This is a genomic window from Rhabdonatronobacter sediminivivens (genome assembly GCF_013415485.1).
GTDB lineage: Bacteria > Pseudomonadota > Alphaproteobacteria > Rhodobacterales > Rhodobacteraceae > Rhabdonatronobacter > Rhabdonatronobacter sediminivivens.
This window is the reverse complement of the sequence record NZ_JACBXS010000035.1, coordinates 17,538-34,267: the sequence shown is the minus strand read 5'-3', so window position 1 is coordinate 34,267 and position 16,730 is coordinate 17,538. Positions and strand designations below refer to the sequence as shown.

Annotated in this window: 14 protein-coding genes and 1 pseudogene; 7 read left to right on the top strand and 8 right to left on the bottom strand. The window is 66.3% G+C overall.

Annotated features, from left to right (window positions below; translation table 11 throughout):
* Together HUK65_RS14510 and HUK65_RS14505 are read right to left on the bottom strand one after the other, a co-directional pair.
* Window positions 1-336: pseudogene (locus tag HUK65_RS14510) on the bottom strand (IS256 family transposase); the annotation flags it as partial.
* Between the two features lie 155 nt (window positions 337-491).
* Window positions 492-944: a hypothetical protein gene (locus HUK65_RS14505; protein WP_179906992.1), complete on the bottom strand. Its 453-nt coding sequence runs from the start codon at window positions 942-944 to the stop codon at window positions 492-494.
* Between the two features lie 21 nt (window positions 945-965).
* Between HUK65_RS14505 and HUK65_RS14500 the strand changes: the two genes are divergently transcribed.
* The 5 genes from HUK65_RS14500 to HUK65_RS14480 all read left to right on the top strand — a co-directional run bounded on the left by HUK65_RS14500 (window position 966) and on the right by HUK65_RS14480 (window position 7,794).
* Window positions 966-1,808: an MbnP family copper-binding protein gene (locus tag HUK65_RS14500; RefSeq protein ID WP_235442167.1), complete on the top strand. Its 843-nt coding sequence runs from the start codon at window positions 966-968 to the stop codon at window positions 1,806-1,808.
* A gap of 4 nt (window positions 1,809-1,812) precedes the next feature.
* Window positions 1,813-2,925 carry a methanobactin export MATE transporter MbnM gene (locus HUK65_RS14495; RefSeq protein WP_179906991.1) on the top strand — a complete coding sequence of 371 codons (1,113 nt, stop codon included), beginning with the start codon at window positions 1,813-1,815 and terminating at the stop codon, window positions 2,923-2,925.
* 17 nt (window positions 2,926-2,942) lie between these two features.
* Complete coding sequence (locus tag HUK65_RS14490) at window positions 2,943-3,515, top strand: YcnI family copper-binding membrane protein (RefSeq protein ID WP_179906990.1); 573 nt, start codon at window positions 2,943-2,945, stop codon at window positions 3,513-3,515.
* 200 nt (window positions 3,516-3,715) lie between these two features.
* Entirely contained in the window at window positions 3,716-5,239 is a 1,524-nt protein-coding gene (locus HUK65_RS14485) for a copper resistance CopC/CopD family protein (protein WP_179906989.1), read from the top strand.
* 23 nt (window positions 5,240-5,262) lie between these two features.
* Complete coding sequence (locus tag HUK65_RS14480; protein WP_179906988.1) at window positions 5,263-7,794, top strand: fused MFS/spermidine synthase; 2,532 nt, start codon at window positions 5,263-5,265, stop codon at window positions 7,792-7,794.
* A gap of 166 nt (window positions 7,795-7,960) precedes the next feature.
* On the opposite strand, the gene HUK65_RS14475 is transcribed toward HUK65_RS14480, so the two are convergent.
* The 3 genes from HUK65_RS14475 to HUK65_RS14465 form a co-directional block, all read right to left on the bottom strand.
* Complete coding sequence (locus tag HUK65_RS14475) at window positions 7,961-9,964, bottom strand: winged helix-turn-helix domain-containing protein (RefSeq protein ID WP_179906987.1); 2,004 nt, start codon at window positions 9,962-9,964, stop codon at window positions 7,961-7,963.
* Window positions 9,965-10,242: 278 nt separating this feature from the next.
* The gene (locus tag HUK65_RS14470; protein WP_179906986.1) at window positions 10,243-11,301 is read right to left on the bottom strand and encodes an MBL fold metallo-hydrolase; all 1,059 of its coding nucleotides are present in this window, start codon (window positions 11,299-11,301) and stop codon (window positions 10,243-10,245) included.
* Between the two features lie 220 nt (window positions 11,302-11,521).
* The gene (locus tag HUK65_RS14465; RefSeq protein ID WP_179906985.1) at window positions 11,522-12,412 is read right to left on the bottom strand and encodes a class I SAM-dependent methyltransferase; all 891 of its coding nucleotides are present in this window, start codon (window positions 12,410-12,412) and stop codon (window positions 11,522-11,524) included.
* Window positions 12,413-12,720: 308 nt separating this feature from the next.
* Between HUK65_RS14465 and HUK65_RS14460 the strand changes: the two genes are divergently transcribed.
* On the top strand, window positions 12,721-13,167 hold the full coding sequence (locus HUK65_RS14460; protein WP_179906984.1) for a DUF302 domain-containing protein: 447 nt from the start codon (window positions 12,721-12,723) through the stop codon (window positions 13,165-13,167).
* Between the two features lie 160 nt (window positions 13,168-13,327).
* Here HUK65_RS14460 and HUK65_RS19275 read toward each other — a convergent pair whose 3' ends face one another.
* The 3 genes from HUK65_RS19275 to HUK65_RS14450 all read right to left on the bottom strand — a co-directional run bounded on the left by HUK65_RS19275 (window position 13,328) and on the right by HUK65_RS14450 (window position 15,445).
* On the bottom strand, window positions 13,328-13,507 hold the full coding sequence (locus HUK65_RS19275) for a GFA family protein (protein ID WP_456095392.1): 180 nt from the start codon (window positions 13,505-13,507) through the stop codon (window positions 13,328-13,330).
* 133 nt (window positions 13,508-13,640) lie between these two features.
* On the bottom strand, window positions 13,641-13,883 hold the full coding sequence (locus HUK65_RS14455) for a hypothetical protein (protein WP_179906983.1): 243 nt from the start codon (window positions 13,881-13,883) through the stop codon (window positions 13,641-13,643).
* Between the two features lie 89 nt (window positions 13,884-13,972).
* Window positions 13,973-15,445: a leucyl aminopeptidase gene (locus HUK65_RS14450; protein ID WP_179906982.1), complete on the bottom strand. Its 1,473-nt coding sequence runs from the start codon at window positions 15,443-15,445 to the stop codon at window positions 13,973-13,975.
* 172 nt (window positions 15,446-15,617) lie between these two features.
* On the opposite strand from HUK65_RS14450, the gene lptF reads away from it, so the two are divergent.
* Complete coding sequence (gene lptF / locus HUK65_RS14445) at window positions 15,618-16,730, top strand: LPS export ABC transporter permease LptF (RefSeq protein ID WP_179906981.1); 1,113 nt, start codon at window positions 15,618-15,620, stop codon at window positions 16,728-16,730.

Below are 16,730 nucleotides of genomic sequence, written 5' to 3'. Positions count from 1 at the left end.
GGCCTCGGCCGCCTCCTTCCAGCTGGGCAGCGTCAGCTCCTTGCCGGTGGTCTTCGAGCGCACCCGCGGGCGTTCCACCTCCACCTTGCCGCCGTGGAAACCCAAGGAACCCTTGGTGTGCCCCCAGCGGTATCCCGGCTTGTCGGCCGCGCGCGCATGCGGCGCACCGGCCAACGCCATCGCGTCCTCATCAAGCATCTGCGTCAGACTCGCCAAGCCGGCGATCAGGCAGAAGCGCTCGAAGCTCGCTCCGACCTCGTCGCGCGCTTCCTCAACCGCTGCCGTCAGGTCTGCCGTGCTGGCCAGCGCCAGCGGGGATGTGGTAGTTGTCTTCATGGTGTTGCTCTCCTTTGGATTGAACACCCCGAGCCTACGGCTCAGGGAGAGCAACGCCACCCTTCATCCCAAAAAGTTCAACATCGACCGGGACATTCCCCCGTCTGCTGGTGCTGAACCCTGTTCCGGAACCCCGAGGATGAGGTTGAAACCGATCACAGGTGCTTGATCCACAGATGGACCCAAAGTAACACCATAACATGACTTTGCTCCGGACCTTTTCGAATCGTCTGACCGCTGCGCTTCTTGCGCTGGCGCTGATGGTTATCGGGTTTGGTCATCAACATGCCCCCGCCTTGCCTGCCGATCCGATGCTGGCCGCCTATATCCAGATGGGCGGCGAACTGGAGGATCTTTGCGTCACGCAAGATGGCCCGCAGGGCATGGCCGAGGATTGTCCTGTTTGCACCTTGGCGCAGATCATGGCTCTGGCAGCGGACGCACCTGGCGCAGGCGTTGCCCTGCGCATCGCAATGCTGCACCTGCCCGCCGCAGGCCATTTGCTGGCACGCGCGCATAGCCCACGCGGCCCGCCTGCACGCGGCCCGCCGCTTTTTCTTGTCTGATCGCTGAAACCCGGTGGCGCTTGCGCTGCCGGTGACACTCATATCATTCAAGAAAGACACATCATGCGTATACTCGCTCTTGCGGTCACGACCGCGCTCGCCACGCCTGCACTGGCCGACCAACCCGTCACCATCAATTTCGCCGCCGAAATGGCGGGCACCCTCTTCACCTGCGCACAGGCCTATGAAGGCATCGGCGTAACCGATTCCACGGTCGAGGTTGCCGATTTCCGCGTCTTCGTCACCAATGCCCGGCTGATCGGCGCAGACAGGGCCGAGACCCCCATCGCGCTGGATCAGGACGGTATCTGGCAGCTGGACAATGTCGCGCTGCTGGATTTCGAGGATGCGACCGGCACCTGCGTCAACGGCACGCCCGACATGAACACCTCCCTTCGCGGCACAGTGCCTGCAGGGGAATATACTGGTCTGGCCTTCGATATTGGTGTGCCGTTCGAATTGAACCACGGCGACCCGACGCTTGCCGCGTCTCCCCTGAACCTGACGGCGATGTTCTGGAACTGGCAGGGCGGCTACAAGTTCATCAAGATCGAACTGTCCTCGACCGGGCTTCCCGTCACCCATGACGCCAACCGCGGCTGGGCGCTGCATCTGGGCTCGACCGGCTGCGCATCCGAGGCGCGGACCGTGGCCCCGGAAGCCGAATGCGCCAATCCGAACCTTGTGGATGTGCGTTTCGACAGTTTCGATCCCGCTGCCGATACGGTCATCCCCGACGTGGCCCCGGTGCTGGCGGAGGCCAATGTGGACATGAACATCCCCGAAACCAGCCCCGGCTGCATGTCCTTCCTGAACGATGATGACTGCATGCCGGTCATGTCGCGCCTCGGCCTGCCTTTCCGCGACATCGCGGCGGGCGAGCAGCTTTTCGCAACGATGCGCTAAGCCCATGCGCGCCGTGGCTTTGGCTGCGGTGCTGAGCGGGGCGGCAAGCGCGGGACTGGCCTATGACTGGGCCATCCCGGATTGGCTGCCGCCCCCGCCAGTGCCCGGCGATGTAACAATGAACGATGCGTTGGTCGATCTGGGCCGGCATCTGTTCTACGACCAGCGGCTGTCTGCCGATGGCAGCATGTCCTGCGCATCCTGCCACGAACAGGCGCGCGCCTTCACGGATGGGCGCGCGGTGTCGGTGGGCGTGACAGGGCAGGCAGGCGGGTTCAACGCGCCGAGCCTTGCCAATGTGGGCTATCTGCCCACGCTGACCTGGGCCAATCCGATGGTGGACAGTCTGGAATTTCACGCGCTGATCCCGCTCTTTGGCGAGGATCCGGTGGAAATGGGCAATGCCGGGCTGGAAACAGCGCTGTTCGCGCGGCTGATGGAAGATGCGCTTTATCAGGATGCCTTCGCCGCCGCCTTCCCTGACCGCCCGCAGGCCGACCTCTACACCATCACCCGCGCGCTGGGCGCGTTTCAGCGGACCCTGATTTCCGTCGGCAGCCCCTATGACCAGTTTGTCTATGGCGGCGACCGCAGCGCGATGACGGACGCGGCGGTGCGGGGGATGGATCTGTTCTTCGACCACCGGACCGAATGCTACCACTGCCATCTGGGCCTGAACTTCACCAATAATCTGGTCACCTCGCGCAGCGCCATGCCCGAGACGGGGTTTCACAACACCGGCCTCGGGGCGGAGGGCGGGACCAGCGAATTCACCCTGAACCCCCGTGACCGGGGTCGGTTCCGCACCCCCACCCTGCGCAATGTCGCCGTGACCGCCCCCTACATGCATGACGGGCGGTTCCAGACGCTGGAACAGGTCATCCGCCACTATGCAGCGGGCGGCGAGGCCGCGCGCCTTGGCCAACCCGACCCGCTGCGCGACCCGCTGATCGTCGGCTTTCAGATCACCGAGGCCGAGATCGCCGATCTGATCGCCTTTCTGCAAAGCCTGACGGATGAGTATTTCCTCACCGATCCGGCCTTCGCGAACCCCTGGCCAGAGGGACATCTGGCCAATGGCGGAGACGCGACTCCGCCCGAGACCGATCCTTCATGAAACGGGAGAGAAACACCATGAAGACGACCCTGATGACCTTGGCCGCCCTGGCCCTTTCGGCCCCTGCGGCCTTTGCCCATGCCACGCTGGAGCAAAGCGAAGTTACCCAAAACGTTCGCGAGCGCATGGTCGTGCGCATCCCGCATGGCTGCGGTGACGAGGCCACGTTGCGGGTGCGCGTGGCCATTCCTGACGGCATCAATGCCGTGCAGCCCATGGTCAAGGCCGGTTGGGATCTGAGCGTGGTCACTGGCCCGCTGGCAGAGCCCTATCACAGCCACGGCACCGAGATCACCGAGGGCGTGCGCGAGATCATCTGGGAAGGCCATCTGCCCGATGCCTTCTATGATGAGTTCGTCTTCCGCGCCCGCTTTACCGAGGCCCTGCCTGCGGGCGAGTTGGTCCATATCCCGGTCGTGCAGGAATGTGCCGATGGCGCGGCCCGCTGGATCGAGATCCCCGAAGAGGGCAAGACCCGCAGCGATTACGCCTATCCGGCCCCGGCCGTGATGGTTCTGCCTGCCGCTGATCACGGGCATAGCCACGGCCATTCGCATAGCCATTCCCACGGGCATAGCCACGGGAATTAAGGAATAGCGGCAGGCCGGGGTTTGCGGAGGCGTCCCTTCCCCCTTAATCTGGTCGCAATTTCGAAACGCAAAAACCTGTCAACTTTTGCTGAAATTGCTTCGGCCCGCCGTTTGTCGCGGAGTGTTCAGTTCCCGTTCACTGCGCATCACTTCCCGCCGGGTGCGGTTTCCCGGCCCGGCGGGCTTTTTCAGGTTAGACCATGTTGCGCGCGCTTGTCATCTTCTTCGTCACGCTGATCCTGCCGCTTCAGGCGCTGGCCCATGCGCAGTTGCGCGGGGCAGACCCTGCTGCTGGCACAATCGTAGACACAGCCCCAGCGGAAGTGATCCTGACCTTCAACGAACCCATCGCCCCGTTGCAGGCGCGGTGGTTCGGCCCGGATGGCGCGGCGATGGATGTCGAGGGTCGCGCCCAAGGCCCCGATCTGATCATCACTGCCCCGGATGGGCTGGCCGAGGGCACGCATGCGCTGTCTTGGCGCGTGGTGTCGGAGGATGGCCACCCGGTCGGCGGGACGCATGTGTTTTCCATAGGGTTTGAGACTGGCGCACCCGAAGCCGCGCCCGAGGCCCTGCCCTGGCCCGCCGCCGCCGCGCGGGGCGCGCTGACGCTTGCGCTGGTCTTCGGCGTCGGCGGCATGGTCTGGGCCGTGCTGTCCCAGACGCCCGCGCCGCGCCTGGCAACGGCTGCGCTCTGGTCTGTGCCGCTGGCGTCCGTGGCGCTTCTGGGCGGACAGGCGATGGACCTGACAGGCGACGGGGTGGTCGCGCTCGCCCGCATGAACGCCTGGGCCATGGCCGCAAACAGTCCCTTCGGGATTGCCGCAGGGCTTGCCGTGTTCGCAGGCGTGCTGGCCATGACGGGCCACCGTCTGCCTATTCTGCTGGCTTGGGCGCTGGCGGCGCTGTCCTTCGCCTCGGCGGGTCACGCAGCGCGGGCAGAACCTGTGGCCCTGATGGCCCCGCTGATCTTTGCCCATGCACTCGCGCTGATCTTCTGGGCGGGGGCGCTGCCGGGGCTGATCATGGCCCTGCGCCGCCCGGATACAGAGGCGCTGATGCTGCGCTTTTCGCGCCTTGCCGTGCCGATGGTGGCGCTGCTGGTCGTGTCCGGTGGGGCATTGGCATGGCGGCAGATCGAAACCCCGGCAGCCCTGACCAGCACCGCCTATGGCTGGGTGTTCTTGGCCAAAATGGCGCTATTTGCCTGCATTCTGGTGCTGGCTGCATGGCACAAGCTGCGCCTCACACCGATGCTGGCCAGCAATGGCGCATTGGCACGGCTTCGCTTCAACCGCTCGCTGCGGCTGGAACTGGGGCTGATGGTGGCACTTCTGGCGCTGACCGCGGCGTTCCGCCTGACACCGCCACCGCGCGCGATGGCCGAAATCCCCGAGTCCCGCGTCGAGCTGCATCTGCATGGGCGCGAGAGCATGGCCGATATCGCCCTGATCCCCGGGGGGCCGGGGCAGAACCGCGTTGAAATCGTGCCGCTGGACGGCGATTTCCAGCCCTTCACGCCGCTGGAGGTGACGCTGTTCTTCGCCAAACCCGAAGAGGGGCTGGAACGCATCGAGCTGCGTGCAGATCTGGGCGCGGATGGTCTCTGGACCGCTGGCCCTGTCCATCTGCCGCAGGGCGGCACATGGGATGTCGTGGCCGATATCCTGATCACCGATTTCCGCAAGGAACTGATCGGCGGCGAGATGCAGTTGCTGCCATGAATGTTATAAGGTAACGCCACGGCATGACCGATATCGCTGCACCCGCCACCGCGCTCCGCCGCTTCGAGATGCCCGCTCTGGGCGCGCTGTTCGCCCTGTCGGGCGCGGCGGCGCTGATCTATCAGGTGTTGTGGGTGCGGGAATTGGGGCTTTTGTTCGGCTCGACCGCGCAGGCCGCCGCGCTGACGATCGCGATCTTCTTCGCGGGCATCGCGCTGGGGGGCTGGTTGTTCGGGCGCATTTCGGCGCGATTGGCGCGGCCCCTGCGCGCTTTTGGCTTGGTCGAGATTGGCGTGGCCGCCACGGCGCTGGGGCATTTTCTGGTCGCAGATGCCTATTTCCGGCTCTACCCGACGCTGTTTGCGCTGGTCGGCGGCAATCCGGTTCTGGAAACCGCGCTGAAAGCCTTGGTCGCGGCGACGATCCTCTTGCCCTCGGCCATCCTCATGGGCGGCACGCTGCCCCTAATGGGCCAGCATGTCATTCGGGCGCGTGACAGCCTTGGGCGGATGGGGTCCGCGCTTTATGCGCTCAACACCGCAGGCGGGGCGATGGGGGCGTTGGCGGCGGGGTTCTTCTTGCCCATGTGGCTGGGGTTTTCCGGCGCCTATCTGCTGGCCGTGGGGTTTGATCTGTTTGTGGGCCTTTCGGCCATCGTTATTGCTCGCCGTGCCCTGCCGATGGTCACTGAGCCGCGCCCCGCCCGCGCCGTGATCCCCGCGCGGCTCTGGGTCATCGCCTTCGCGTCTGGCTTTGCCACATTGGCGGTCGAGGTGATCTGGACGCGCGCCTTCGCGCAAGTGCTGCAAAACTCGGTCTATACTTATGCGCTGGTGCTGAGCGTGTTTCTTGTGGCGCTGTCGCTGGGCGCGGCGCTGGCCAATGCGCTGAACCGGCTGTCACTGCGGCCTGAAACCGTGCTGACGGGCCTGCTGCTGGCCTCTTGCGCCGTGATCGCTGCCACGCCGCATCTGTTCCACCACCTGACAGGCGGCCTGGGATACCTTGGCGGGCGCGCGGATTTCGCAGGCTATGTGTGGGAGGTCGGGCGCGTCGCCATCCTGATCATGCTGATCCCCGGCACGATTCTGGGCGCGGTGCTGCCCTATCTGCTGCGTTTGATGGAAGGCGGCGGCGCGCCGGGTGCGGTGCTGGGCCGCCTGATCGCGGTCAATACCACAGGCGCGATATTCGGGGCGCTGGCGGGGGGATTCCTGCTCTTGCCACTGGTCGGCATGTGGAAAGGGCTGTGGCTGATGGGCGCGGTTTACGCGCTTCTGGTGCTGGCACTGTGGCACCCCACCGACGGCTGGGCCGCGCGGATCACGCGGTTTGCAGCCTTGGCTGGGGCTGTCATCCTGCTGGCAGGCGGGCCGGGGCTGGACTCGACCCGCCTGAACCGGGGCGAGGAATTACTGGCCTTTCGCGAGGGCCCCTCCGCCCATGTCGCAACTGTCCAGCGCGGCGATGCGAAGTTCATCCGCGTCAACAATTTCTACACGCTGGGCGGGTCCGGCGCGCTGGTGCCGGAACGCAATCAGACCATGATCCCGCTGCTGACCCACCCCAACCCGCGCGAGATTTTCTTTCTGGGCATGGGCACGGGCATTTCGGCAGGCGCAGGGCTGTTTGCGACCCCCGACCGTGTGACGGTCTGCGAATTGCTGCCCGATGTGGTGGATTTCGCGGAAGCGTGGTTCCAGCCCTACACCAACGGATTGTTCACCGACCCGCGCGTGACCATCCACCGCGAGGACGGGCGGCAATGCCTCGCCCGGTCCCCCGCCAGTTATGACATGATCATCGCCGATCTGTTCACGCCCTGGCGCGCAGGCGTGGGCAATGTCTATACGGTCGAACATTACCGCCTTGCGGCCAGTCGGCTGAACGCGGGCGGGGCCTATGTGCAATGGATGCCGCTGTATCAGGTGTCGCGTCGCGAATTCGAGATCATCGCCAACACGATGGCACAGGTTTTCCCCGACCTGACGCTCTGGCGCGGGGATCTCTATCCCGAACGCTCGATCCTCGCGCTGGTGGGCCGCAACGACCCCGCTCCACTTGACCCTGCGACGCTGGCTGCCCAATGGCGTGCCATGACGGGTGAGGATACGCCCGATGACGTGCTGATCGACCGCGCTTTGAAGTTCTACGCAGGCAATGCGGCGTCCGGCCTGTTCGCCCATGCGCCCGTCAACACGGATGATCGCCCGCTGATCGAATACCTGGCCCCGCGCACCCATCGTGCCGTCATTGCAGGGCACACGAACTGGCTGACGGGGCCGGACCGAGATCAGCTTTACACTGATCTGCTGAGCGCCCTGCCCGCAGAAGACGACCCGCATCTGGCGCGGCTGTCGCCTGCCCAGCATGCCCTGCCGCAGGCTGGTGCGATCTATGCAGCGTGGCGGGGGTTGCGCACCCGCAATGACCTGCGCGCAGGCGCAATCTGGCAGGACTTCATCGCACTGACCCCATCCCATGCCCGCAACCCCGACAGCCCGGCCGGACAGGTGGCAACCGGCGGCATGGCCTTTGGGGACGCAACGAATTGATCTTGCGGGCGCAAGCCGCTCTCCGGCCAGTTTGGGGAGGCTGGTCAGGAACCACTGCAGAACCCGGTGCAACCTTCGAACGGAGAATGCCGCAGGAGAGGGCACCGGCCCAGTGACCTCACACCGCGATGATGGGGTCCAGGGACTGCGTCAGCACTGCTGCCGGTCAGGCGATGCCGCCGCGCGTGAGCCCTTCAAGATAGCGATCGAGCTGGTTGCGGCGTTTCAGGTAGAACAGGCGCCTGCGCGCAAGGTCGAGCGAGAAACCGGGTTTCGCGCGCAGAAGCGCGTTGCGCGCCTGTGCGACCCGCGTCCGGTCGCCGATATAGCCAAGCGCGGCAAGCTGGTTGGCATGGGCGGAATAATGCGCGTTGGGCACCTGGACCGCACGCGCGGCGGCGCGGGCCGCGGCCTGTGGGTCGTCGCCGAACAGATGCGCAAGCGAGCGGTAGGAATGAAACGCCCAGCGGAACGGATCATGGGGGCTGAGGTCGATGGCGCGCTTGAAATGCCGGATCGAGTCGTCGATACGCCCCTCATAGGCAAGCGAGTCCCCCAGTCCGCAATGTGCCAGGGCAAGATGGGGGTTCAGGTCGAGCGCGTGTTCCAGCGCGTCGATGGCCAGATCATATTCCTGTCGTGCCAGCCGCACCCGGCCCAGGGCGAAATGGCCCTGCGGATCGCGGTCGTCGCGCGCCAGCCCCTGCAGCGCCAGATCAAGCGCATCATCAAGCCGCGCCGCGCTCACCCTGCCTTCGAAATAGACCATCTCAAGCGTGATGGCATAGGCAAGGCGCGTGTAAGGCTCGGCAAAATCCGGCTCGGCCCGGATGGCCATGCGCAACAACTCCTGCGCGCGGCGGTTATGGTCCGCAGTGAAGCGATAGAACTCTGCCATGCCAAGGTGATAAAGCTCCCAAGCGCCCCGATTGGCGCGCGGCAGGTTGCGCGCCCTCTGTTGTTCAGACACACCCAGATCGGTGGCCAGCCGCGCCGCGATGGTGCCGCAGATTTCGTCCTGGAACTCGAATATCTGCGCAAGGTCCAGATCGAAGCTGTCAGACCAGAACCGCCGCATGGTGCGGATTTCGACCGCCTCGGCCTGAACACGCACCCGCTCGCCCGCCTTGCGCAGGCTGCCGGTGACGACATGGGTGGCGCCAAGCTGGCCTGCGATCACGTCCAGACCGTCAGCAGAGCCGCGAAAGGCAAAGGCCGGGTTGCGGGCGATGACACCAATCCAGCGGTGCTTGCTGAGCGCGGTGAGGATATCCTCGGCGATGCCATCGGCAAAGACCCGGCCACTGGCATCGCCCGACAGGTTGTCGAAGGGCAGCACGGCAACCAGCGGGCGTGCCTGGTCTGGCTGCACGGCCGGTTGCGCGACAGCCGCAACCTGCGGCGTGATCGGACGCAGGAAGCGAAAGCCGCGACCATGGACCGTGGCGATGCTGTGCTGCGCGCGACCGCTGTCACCCAGCGCCTGCCGCAACGCCTTGACCTGACTGCTCAGCGCAGTGTCCGACACGATCCGCCCGTGCCACAGATGCTCGAAAATCTCGTCACGCGGGACCACACGGTCGGTGTTGGTGGCCAGCAGCGTGAGCAGGTCAAAGGTCAGCGGCTCCAGCGCAACCTCCGCCCCGTCCTGGTGCAGGGTGCGCCGCTGCGGGTCGAGCGTGTAATCATCAAAGCACAGGCAGGCGCTGGGCTCCGCGGCCCCAGTCCGCCGTGCCCGGAAGGCAATGACCGGGAAGGGCGCGGGCGGCACCTCGACCGGGCCATGGGTGTCCAGTGCGATGCCCGGCGCGGGCCGCACTGCGGCGCGGGCGGTGGCCGAGACCAGCACCTCGCCGACCCGTGCCTTCTGCGCCAATGCCTGTGCGACGGCTTTCGCCGTGTCCATGTCGCTGATGTCCACCGGCACATCGATCCCGACCCGCGCGCCCGAGGGGGGCGCCGAGAGCATGTTCACCAGTTCCAGCGCGCAGTTCAGCGTCGGAAGAACGGTCGCGAAAACGGCAAGCGCGCCCTTCCTGCCCCAATCGACGCTGACCGCGCCATGCCGCTGAAGCACCGTTTCCAGCAGGTCGCGGTCCTGCAGCGTCGCGTGACCGTCCGAGGGGTCACGGACAAGCCCGACAAAGGCGAAAGCTGGTGTCTGCGACATCGGCTGTCCCCCCCACGGGAGAGGCGCCGCGCGGGTGGTGGGCGACAGGCCCGGGCGCGAGCCGCCATCGGCTGCCGCACCACGCGGCTACACATGACGGATTGTCGCAGCATGATCGCCGAAACGCACTGAAATTGCAATCTCAACGCGCATTTTCCACGGCGGGGCGCCGAGTCCGACGGGTTTGCCAACGGCGCCCCGGCCGGACATCGCCGGGCCGGGGCGGGCATCGTGCAGCCCCTGCGCCAGTGCCGTCTGGTCTGCGTCCCCGTTCCGCGCTACCCTTGGCCGTGGCGCATCGGTTCGGGGACGTAGCGGAAGGCGTCGCCCTTGCGGCTGACATGGCCGATGCCGGGGAAAGGGAAGTGATAGCCGACTACTCGCATCCGGTCCGTGGCCAGCATGTCGAGCACCCGCCGCCGGGTCTGTGCTCCGGCCTCGGGGTCGGTGTCGAAGGAAAACTCCCAGTCCGGATGGCGGAAGGACACGGCCGCATGATGCGCCGCGTCACTGATCACGAAGCAGGTTGCATCGCCCGAGGTGATGATGAAAGAGGTATGGCCCACCGTATGCCCCGGCGTGGCCATGGCGGTGATGCCGGGCAGCACCTCTTGCCCGTCCTCGACAAAGGCGATCCGGTCGCGCAGCGGCAGCAGATTGCGCTGCGCGCCCTGGGCAATCACCCCGACGAAACCCCCTATGGCGACGACCTCTTCGCTGGTCCAGAACCCGAAATCCGCCTGCGACAGGTGCACGGCAGCATTGGGGAAGTTCGGCGCGCCATCGGCATCCGTCAGGCCGAAACAGTGATCCGGGTGGGGATGGGTTATCAGGATATCGGTGAAGGCGGCTGGATCGAAGCCCGCAGCGCGCAGATTGCCCATCAGTCGACCGTGCGTATCGCCTGGATCGAAGCCCAGAGCCGTCCACGCGTCAGGCGCATCGCCGGGACCCGGGGGCGCCCAGCCCGTGCCGGTATCGATCAGCACCAGCCGGTCGCCGGTGTTCAGGACAAGAACGTTTTGTTCCAGCAACGTCGGCTCATGGGGCAGAAAAGCGTCCGCCAGAACGCCTTGCAGCGCATCCGGGTCCGCTTGCGGGAAGTGGTCGGCGGCGGCCCCGATATTCATCAGGCCATCCGACACGACCGTGGCCTCGATATCGCCTATGGCGAAGCGATACCAGGGCGGCTGGCCAAGATCGGGGGTTTCGATGCTCGCCCTGGCCGGTCGCGGTGCCAACCCGGTGAGAAGGGCGGGCGCGGCGACAAGGGCTGTCGCGGACATGACGCCATGGCGCAACAGGTCACGGCGGGCGATGGGGCGTCCTTCGGGCATCTTATTCTCCAATACATCGTCTGGTGCAAATGGGTCGAGGTGGGTGTGTCGCTGCCTCTGTCCTGCCGATGCAGGCGCTGGAACGCGGAATATGGCGCGTTCGGGCAAGCGCGCGGGTCAGCCCCGCACCGTGCTCCGGCCAAGGCAACCCGCATGCGGCAAAATGTAGCATAATTTCGCTCCGGACGCGACTCTGGGGAAGAAAATTCGATCCTCGCGCTCAGTCCGCCGGGGTCCGGGCCGAGATCATCCAGGACGAACTGGGCATGACGATCCCGTCAGCCTCGCGGCGCTGGCGGTTGATGGCTTCAGTCAGCGCCGCCTCGATCTGCGGGCGCTTGGCCTCGGCCTCGGCCCCCGCCTCGCGGAACACTTCACCCGCCGGGCCGATGGCAAGCTGGAAGGCAATGGCGTCCTCGATGTTGCGGCCCACCAGCACCGGGGCGTCGATGCGCTCGAAGGTGATGTCCTCATACCCCGCGATCTCCATCATCTTGCGGGTGGTTGCCTCATCCGCCATCGAAAACGGGCCCGGCCCGCAGGTGCGCGCATCCGCGCCCGGTGGCGGGAGGAAGCGCAGCACCACCTCCTTGGCCATGGACAGCCACGGATTGTCCGCCGGGTCGCGCCAGACGATATGGACCATGCGCCCGCCGGGCCGCAGCGCCCGACGCATGTTCCGCAGCCCCGCAACGGGGTTGGCAAAGAACATCGTGCCAAACCGGGCGAAGGCGAAATCGAAGGCCCCTTCGGGCAGCGCGACCTCGGCATCGCCGCGCAGGAAGGTGACATTGTCCAGGTCGGTCTCGGCCAGTTCCGCCTGTGCGGTTTCCAGAAACATGTCGCAGCAGTCGATGCCGGTGACCGAGCCTTCGGGTCCGACAATGCGCGCAAGCTTCATCGCCGTGTCGCCCCAGCCGCAGCCGACATCGACCACGGCATCGCCCGGGCGCACCGGCAGTTTCGGGAACACGGCTTCGCTGTGATGGGTCAGCCCCCCGGTCAGGATGTGGCGGAAGCGGTTGAACTTCGGCCCCAGAACCTCGTTCCAGAACTGGACGAAATCGGAATCGGTCTGCGCCGGGGGCAAATCGGTCTGCGGATGTGCCATGGCAATCCTCCTTGCGTGGGGTGTCTCTGTTCTCGCAGGATATGGGCGCGCAACCCGGCAAGCTTGGGCAAGATATGGGGAAAGCGTGGAGATGCCCGGCCCGGCCCGCGCCGGTCCCCGCATGCAATGCACAGGAACCGATGCCGCCTGCGCCGCTTCCGGCCCTGCATCGTCGGCATACTCAGGGAAAGATCAGGTCTTCCCCAACCCATCCCCAAGCATCGCGGGCGGGCGCCGGGCAGGTTTGGGGCGGGATCGGTGCCGGTTCAGACAGGCACTGGTCCAGATCCGCAGACAGGAGCCGACAGATGAAGCTTTCCACCACATCCTTTGTTGCCGCTGCCGCCGTTGTGCTGACCGGCCCCGCCACGGCCCAAAACCCCGGCGATCTGTTCATCATCCACGAACTTGACCAGCCCCCCGAGGCCGCAGCAGCGCAGGTCCGCTTCCATACCGAGGCCGAGGAGGACTGGCTGTTCCTTGCCGAATTCGGTCTTGCCGGGGGCAGCGTGACCGCGCTGAAGATCTGTTATCCCGCGATCGGCCCGGACATCGTGGCCGCCGGAATGCACACCATGGCGATGATGCCCTGCGGCCATCTGGCGTTCTACGAGGAAGACGGGCAGTCGATGCTGTCCATGCTCGACATGGCCTTCATGACTACGCTCGATCCTCATCCCCGGCTTGAAGACGCCGCCGCCACGGCCCGGCCCGCCTTTGCCGCGATGCTGGCCGAAGTGCTCGGGGTGGAGTGAGGCGCGCAAAGCCGTGAAGGGCGCTGAAACCCTGGCCTGTCGGACGTTCGCGGGTCGGCGGGGGGCATGCCCTGCCGCACACCGCCCCCGGCCCGCTATGCGCGGCCAGAGCGGGAAGCGCGCGCAGGTCGCGGCCCAAGGCGGACAGAACGAACCATCGTCAGGTCTTTCCCCTGAGGTATGACGGCAGGTCAGCCTCGAACGGGATTGCAACACTAAACGCTGCACCTGTGGATTCTCTGCAGTCTGTGCAGCGACAATAGCTTCTCGTTCCCAATGAGCGACCGCAGATCAGTCGCGCTTCGCCGCAAAGGCAGGCCGCAGTGATTTCGTCAGCCATTTCATTCCTCACCCGCGCGCCCCAGGACCAGGTTCTCACACGCGTCCTTTGGTGACCATGGGCGCCAAGCACCATCCTGCACGGGGTCTTGGAAAGGCCTGCAGCGGGTGCGAGGTCACATGCTGAGCACCCCTCACCCCCCGCGCAAACGGTAGACCCCTTCGGGAAGGTTCAGCGCGGCGGCAAGGTCGCGCAGTTGCGACATGGAGAGGGTGACGCGCTGGGCGGTGTCGGTGCGGGGGTCGTATTGTTCGACCGTCACGCATTCCTCGAAGGCATTGAGGATCACGTCTTCCAGCAGGGGGGTGCCCTTGTCGGCCCCTTCGTCGACCAGGGTGATGACGGTGGCGTCGAACTCGTGCTCAATGGTAAACATGGGGGCAGGATAGCGCGGGCGCGGCGGCGGGAAAACCCGCAAAAGCCGGCAACGGGCGGGCGGGGTTTCGTGCCCGCCCGCCCGGGGTCTCAGCTTTCCTCGAACCGGGTGCGCACCAGCGCGTCCAGCGCCATCACGCCCCAGCCGGTGGCGCCCTTGGGGGCAAAGGCCGTGTCTTCCTTCACCAGCGCCACCCCGGCGATGTCGATATGCGCCCAGGGGGTGCCTTCGGGCACGAAGCGTTGCAGGAATTGCGCGGCGGTGATGGACCCGGCGGTGCGCCCGCCCACGTTCTTTACATCGGCGATGCGCGATTTGATCAGCTTGTCATAGGCCGGGTCCAGCGGCATCCGCCAGGCGCCTTCGCCGGTGCTGGCGGCGGCCTTCAGGATGCCGTCGGCCAGGGTGTCGTCATTGGCGAAGACACCGGCCTTTTCATGCCCCAGCGCAACGATCATGGCGCCGGTCAGGGTGGCCAGATCGATCATGGCGGCGGGCTTGAAGCGGTCCGCCGTGTACCACATGGCATCGGCCAGCACGAGGCGCCCTTCGGCATCGGTGTTGATCACCTCGATCGTGTCGCCCTTCATGGAGCGGACGACATCGCCGGGGCGCTGGGCGCGGCCATCGGGCATGTTTTCCACCAGCCCGACGACACCGACCACATTGGCGCGCGCCTTGCGCAGCGCCAGCGCGCGCATCAGCCCCGCCGTGACGGCCGAGCCGCCCATGTCCATGGTCATGTCCTCCATCCCCGCCGAGGGCTTGATGGAAATCCCGCCGGTGTCGAACATCACCCCCTTGCCGACCACGGCCAGGGGGGCGGCATCCGCCGCGCCGCCCTGCCAGCGCATGATCACCAGCTTCGAGGGGCATTCGGACCCATACCCTACGCCCAGCAGCGCGCCCATGCCCAGCTTTTCCATGGCGGGTTCGTCCAGAACCTCGACCTCCAGGCCGATGTCGCGCATCTCCTCGATCTGGGCGGCGAAGGTTTCGGTGGTCAGGATATTGGCGGGCGCGTTGACCAGATCACGGGTGAAATGCACGGCATCGGCCAGGGCGACGGCGTCGGTGCAGGCGGCCTGCGCGGCCTCGGGGTCCTTGGCCATGAGTTCGAAGGGGCCGGCCTCGGCCTCGGGCGCGCTTTTCTGCGCGTCATAACGATAGGCGCGCAGCAGGGCGCCCAGGACCAGCGGCGCGGGGTCGAAGCCCTCGGCCGCGACCAGGGTGCCGGTCTTGCCATGGGCCTTGCCGATGGCAACGCCTGCGCGGCGCAGGGCCTCGGCATCTGGCTTGCGCTCCATGCGGATGACCTGCACGGCCTCGGCCTCCATCCCGGCGGGCCAGGTCAGATCCATCGCCGCGCCCGGTTTCAGCTTGTCAAACGCCTCACTGTCGACCAGCCGGCGCAGGGCGCCCCGGGTCAGACGGTTCACGCGCTGGGCCACCGAGGCGAAGCGGCTGGAGCCGGGCGTGGCGAAGACGGCGATGCGCCCGGGTTGGGTGGCGATCCGCTCAGGGTCGGTGGCGCTGAAGATGGGGCTGAGAAGTCGGGACATTTTAGGCCTCTGGTCAGGGGTGTCGCAGCATTCGACGCGCAACCTAGAGCGAAACGCCGTCCAAGGAAAGCCGCCCCCGATCCGGGCGCATTAACGGTTTTACTGGCCGGGGAATCCGACTAGCCTGCGGGCGCTGCAACCAGGGCAGTGACGGCAACGGGTGCGCACGGGCGTGAGCAGGCTTGATCGATATGTCTTCTTCCAGCTTCTGAGCGTCTTTGCCTTCTTTTCGCTGGTGCTGGTGTCGGTTTACTGGGTGAACCGGGCGGTGCGGCTGTTCGACCGGCTGATCGGTGGCGGCCAGCCGCTGCTGGTGTTCCTGGAGCTGTCGGCCCTGACCCTGCCCAATGTCATCCGGCTGGTGCTGCCGGTGGCGGCCTTTGCCGCCGCCGTCTATGTGGCCACGCGCCTGACCCGTGAAAGCGAGCTTGTGGTGATGCGCGCGGCTGGGATTTCACCGCTGCGACTGTTGCGCGCCGTGGTGGCCTTTGGCGGGGTGGTCGCGTTGATGCTGCTTGTACTGATGCATGTGCTGATGCCCGCCGCGCGCAACCAGCTTGCCGACCGCCAGGCCGAGATCGCCGAGAATATCACGGCTCATTTCCTGACTGCCGGGGAATTCCAGCGTCCGGCGCGCAACATCACGGTGTTCATCCGCGAGATCACGCCCGAGGGCGAGCTGCGCGGCGTCTTCCTGTCGGACACGCGGGCCGAGGGCAGCCACGTCAACTACACCGCCCGCAGCGCCTTGCTGGCGCCGGGGGCGTCAGGGCCGAAGCTGGTGATGCTGGACGGGATGGCGCAGGTCCGGGACCTGCGGACCAACCGGCTGGTGATCGCCAGTTTTCAGGATCTAACCTATGATATCGGCGCGCTGATCGGCCCCAGCGGGCGCGGGTATGACGTGCGCGAGTTTTCGACGCGCGACCTCATCGCCCCTCCGCCCGAGTTGCTGGAGGCCAGCGGCGCCACCCCGGCCGAGCTGCGTTATGAGATGGCCAACCGGTTCGCGCATCCGGTGCTTGCGGTCGTGGCGGCAATGATCGGCTTTGTGGTGATCCAGTTCGGGGATTTCAGCCGTCTGGGCCCGTGGAAACAGGTGGCGGGTGCGATCGTGCTGCTGGCGATGACGCAGTTGCTGGACAATGCGTTGGCCCGCCCGGCGCTGCAGGACCCGGCGCTGGCCTGGCTGGCCTTTGTGCCGGCGCTGTCGGGGCTGATGGCGGTGGGGGTGATGCTGGTGCTGCTGCAGCGGCGCCAGGCCCGGCCGCGGGCAGCCGCATGA